Genomic DNA, 3,880 nt, shown 5'->3' with positions numbered 1-3,880 from the left:
CTACCGTGCGGGTGGCGGCGCTTCGCCGCTGTACACCATCTCGGTCGGCATCACCGATGCGCCAGGGTCTGCGCAGCGGCTGAACGGCGGTATCGAAGGGCTGGTCACCGCCAGCATCGTGCCATCGCCCCAGGCCAGCCGCTTGCCCATCGTGACGGACTACCGCAAGGACCGCACCGACGCGGGCGAGAAGATCGACAGCTACACCATGCTGGAGGGCTACATCGCCGCGCGCGTGTTTGTGGAAGGCGTCAAACGCGCGGGCCGTGCCCTTACGCGTGAAGGTTTCATCAAGGCCATGGAAGACATGGGCACCACCAAGATCGGCGATTTCCCGTTGCAATATGGGCCGAACAACCACAATGGCTCCAACTATGTGGACCTGGAGATGTACACGCGCACCGGTCGTCTGATGCGGTGACGCGGCCACTGAGCCGGTTGGGACGCCTTCGCAGCAATGCAGGCTCATGCCCAGAGCCCCTGGCTTGGGCAGCGTCAGTTTCAAACGCTGCGCGGGGTATTGCGCCGCGCGATGAATACTTGAAGAGACGAGAAGAAAAGAACCCACGAGACATGTTCACTGCGACCGCCACTGTCACCGTCAATGGTCAGCCCTGTGCGCTGCCATCGGGCAACCTTGCCAGCGCCACGCTGCTGCACGTGCTGCGCAATGATCTGGCGCTCAATGGCCCCAAATACGGCTGCGGCCTGGGCCAGTGCGGCGCGTGCACGGTACTGGTCGATGGCGTGGCGGCACGTGCCTGCGTCATCCCGGCGCAGGGCATCAAAGGGCGTGAGGTCACCACGCTGGAAGGCCTGCCCGCGCGCTGTGGCAACCGCCATGGCCTGCACCCGGTGCAGCAGGCATTCATCGACGAGCAGGCCGCCCAATGTGGCTACTGCCTCAACGGCATGGTGATGATGGCCGTGGCCTTGTTGGAACGAAACCCAGACCCCGACGAAGCCGCCATCCGAAGCGAGCTGTCGGCCAACCTGTGCCGCTGTGGCACCCACGTTGAAATCATCCGCGCCGTGTTGCGCGCGGCGGTGCTGATGCGCGAGGCCCAGGCATGAGCGCGACACCCGACAACGCCGCGCCCCTGCGCGCCCACACCCCGCTCACCCGCTCCGATTTCCACGCCGCCCAGGGCGTGTTGCTGGTGGTGCGCAACCCGCCGCCCGCACCGCCACCCGTCAAGGGCCAGCCCGCCCTGGTGGCGGGCAACCCGGCCGAGGGCGTGGAGATATTGATCGCCGTGTGGGACGACGGCAGCGTGACCGCGCTCAACGGCCATGTGGACCTGGGCACCGGCATCCGCACGGCGCTGGCGCAGATCGTGGCCGAAGAACTCGATGTGCCACTGGACCAGGTGAACATGGTGTTGGGCGACACCACGCGTGCGCCCAACCAGGGCGCCACCATCGCGAGTGCGTCCATCCAGATCCACGCCAAGCCTTTGCGCACCGCAGCCGCGCAGGCGCGCCACTGGCTGGTGGCGAACGCGGCAGAGCAGCTGGGCGTAGCAGTTGATGAACTGCAGGTGCAAGCAGGCGTGGTGCAGGTCACTGCCGGTCCGACTCGCCACGTGTCTTACGGCGCGCTGCTCGGCGGAGCACACACCACGCTGGAGCTGGCCGACGCCACGCCCACCAAACCTGCTGCGGACTACACCGTAGTCGGCCAGTCCGTGCCACGCGTAGACATCCCCGCCAAGGTCAGTGGCGAGCTGGTGTTTGTGCACGACATGCGCGTGCCCGGTATGCTGCACGGCCGCGTCGTGCGCCCGCCGTACGCGGGGGCCGACCATGGCGACTTCATCGGCAACACGCTGCAATCGGTGGACCAGGCGTCCATCGCCCACATCCCCGGCATCCGCGCCGTGGTCGTCATCCGCGACTTTGTCGGCATCGTGGCCGAGCGTGAGGAGCAGGCCGAGCAGGCGCTGCGCGAACTGAAGGTGCGCTGGAAGGACTGGCCCGGCTTCCCGCGCCAGGACAGCACCGAAGCGCTAGAGCAAGCCATCCGCACCAACCCCTCCACCCAGCGCCGCTTGGTGGACGAAGGCGATGTGGATGCCGCCTTGGCTGATGCCGATCAGCCCATGCCGCGCACCTACGTGTGGCCCTACCAAATGCACGCATCCATCGGCCCATCGTGCGCGGTGGCCGAGTGGCGCAGCGACGACAGCACGGGCCGCCCGCGCATGACGGTATGGGCCGGCACACAAAACCCCCACGTGCTGCGCGCCGACCTGGCCCGCCTGATGGGCCTGGCCGATGTGGACATCGACCTCATCCGCATGGAAGCCGCCGGTTGTTACGGCCGCAATGGTGCTGACGATGTGGCCGCCGACGCCGCTCTGTTGTCGCGCGCCGTGGGCGCGCCCGTGCGTGTACAGCTCACGCGCGAGCAAGAACACCTGTGGGAGCCCAAGGGCACAGCCCAGCTCATGCAGGTGCGCGGCGGGCTCAACGCCGATGGCTCGGTGGCGGCGTATGACTTCGAAACGTCCTACCCGTCCAACGGCGCACCCACGCTGGCCTTGCTGCTCACACGCACCATCGAGCCCGTGGCCCAGGGCTACGAAATGGGCGACCGCACCGCGCGCCCGCCGTACCAGTACGACAACCTGCGCGTCGCCGTCAACGACATGGCGCCCATCGTGCGCGCCTCGTGGCTGCGGGGCGTGTCCGCGCTGCCCAACTCCTTCGCGCACGAATCCTATGTGGACGAGTTGGCGACTGCTGCGGGCGTGGACCCGGTCGCTTTCCGCCTGCAACTGCTTAACGATCCGCGCGCGGCCGAGCTGGTGCAGGCCACGGCAGAAAAAGCCGGTTGGATGCGCCGCACCGGCCCGCAGCAGCGCGCGCTGGACGGCGACTGGGTACAAGGCCAAGGCTTCGCCTACGCCCGCTACATCCACAGCAAGTGGCCCGGCTTTGGCGCCGCCTGGGCGGCCTGGGTGGCCGATGTGGAGGTCAACAAGAAAACCGGCGAGGTGCATGTGCGCCGCGTGGTCGTGGGGCATGACGCGGGCCTCATGATCAACCCCGCAGGCGTGGAACAGCAGGTGCATGGCAACGTGCTGCAGACCACCAGCCGGGCGCTCAAGGAGCAGGTGACGTTCGAGCCCGTCAAGCAGGCCGTGGACAACCGCGAATGGGGCAGCTACCCCATCCTGAGCTTCCGCGAGGTGCCGGTCATTGAGGTCATGCACATGCCCCGGCAGGACGAGGCGCCGCTGGGCTCGGGCGAGTCATCGTCTGTGCCGGGCACGGCGGCGATTGCCAACGCGATTTTTGACGCCACGGGCGTGCGCTTTCGTGCGCCGCCCTTCACGCCCGAGGTGGTGCGTGCCGGGCTCAACCCCCTGCCCGGTGGCGCAGGCCAAGCGGCTGCAGGAAGCGCTCCACCCACAGAACAAGCAGAGGTGTTGCCCACGCTGGAGCTGCCAGCGCCCGCTGTGCCCGCCAGCGCCACGTGGCCCGCAAAACGCAGCCCCTGGGCACGCGCGCTGGCCCTGGCCGCCGGTGGCCTTGCCATGGGCGCGGCACTGCTCGGCTGGCGCCACTCCATCGCGCCCGTGGTGCAGACGGCGGGTGCCTCGGTCTACAACGCCGCCACCATCGAGCGGGGCCGCCTGCTGGCCGCTGCAGGCGACTGCGTGGTGTGCCACACCGCACCGGGCGGCACGCCCAATACCGGTGGCCGCGCCATGGACACGCCTTTCGGCAAGGTCTACACCACCAACCTCACGCCCGACGCCGAGACGGGCCTGATCCGCCGACAGGATTTGGCCGCCGCCGCCGCCGTGATCCGGGCCCTGCCGCCCAAGACCCGCGACGCCTTCCTGCTGCACCGGTTCGAGGCCCTGACCTA

Annotated in this window: 3 protein-coding genes; all 3 read left to right on the top strand. The window is 68.4% G+C overall.

The window, feature by feature from the left end:
* The coding region (locus ACK41V_RS23350) for an ABC transporter substrate-binding protein (protein WP_409786022.1) at window positions 1–421 on the top strand (421 nt) is incomplete at its 5' end.
* A gap of 152 nt (window positions 422–573) precedes the next feature.
* A complete protein-coding gene (locus ACK41V_RS23345) occupies window positions 574–1,074 on the top strand; it encodes a (2Fe-2S)-binding protein (RefSeq protein WP_409786020.1) in 501 nt (166 codons plus the stop codon).
* Window positions 1,071–3,880, top strand: a 2,810-nt coding sequence (locus tag ACK41V_RS23340; RefSeq protein ID WP_409786019.1) for a molybdopterin cofactor-binding domain-containing protein, incomplete at its 3' end; no start/stop codon positions are given. The genes ACK41V_RS23345 and ACK41V_RS23340, both read left to right, overlap by 4 nt.

This window comes from Acidovorax sp. (assembly GCF_046291265.1).
In the GTDB taxonomy this organism is placed as follows: Bacteria; Pseudomonadota; Gammaproteobacteria; order Burkholderiales; family Burkholderiaceae_C; genus Acidovorax.
The sequence above is the reverse complement of the archived record's forward strand: the minus strand, read 5'-3'. Positions and strand labels throughout refer to the sequence as shown.

What these genes read in the sequence shown, in the direction of transcription:
- ACK41V_RS23345 (WP_409786020.1), top strand. Translation starts at nt 574, where the DNA reads ATGTTCACTGCGACCGCCACTGTCACCGTCAATGGTCAGCCCTGTGCG.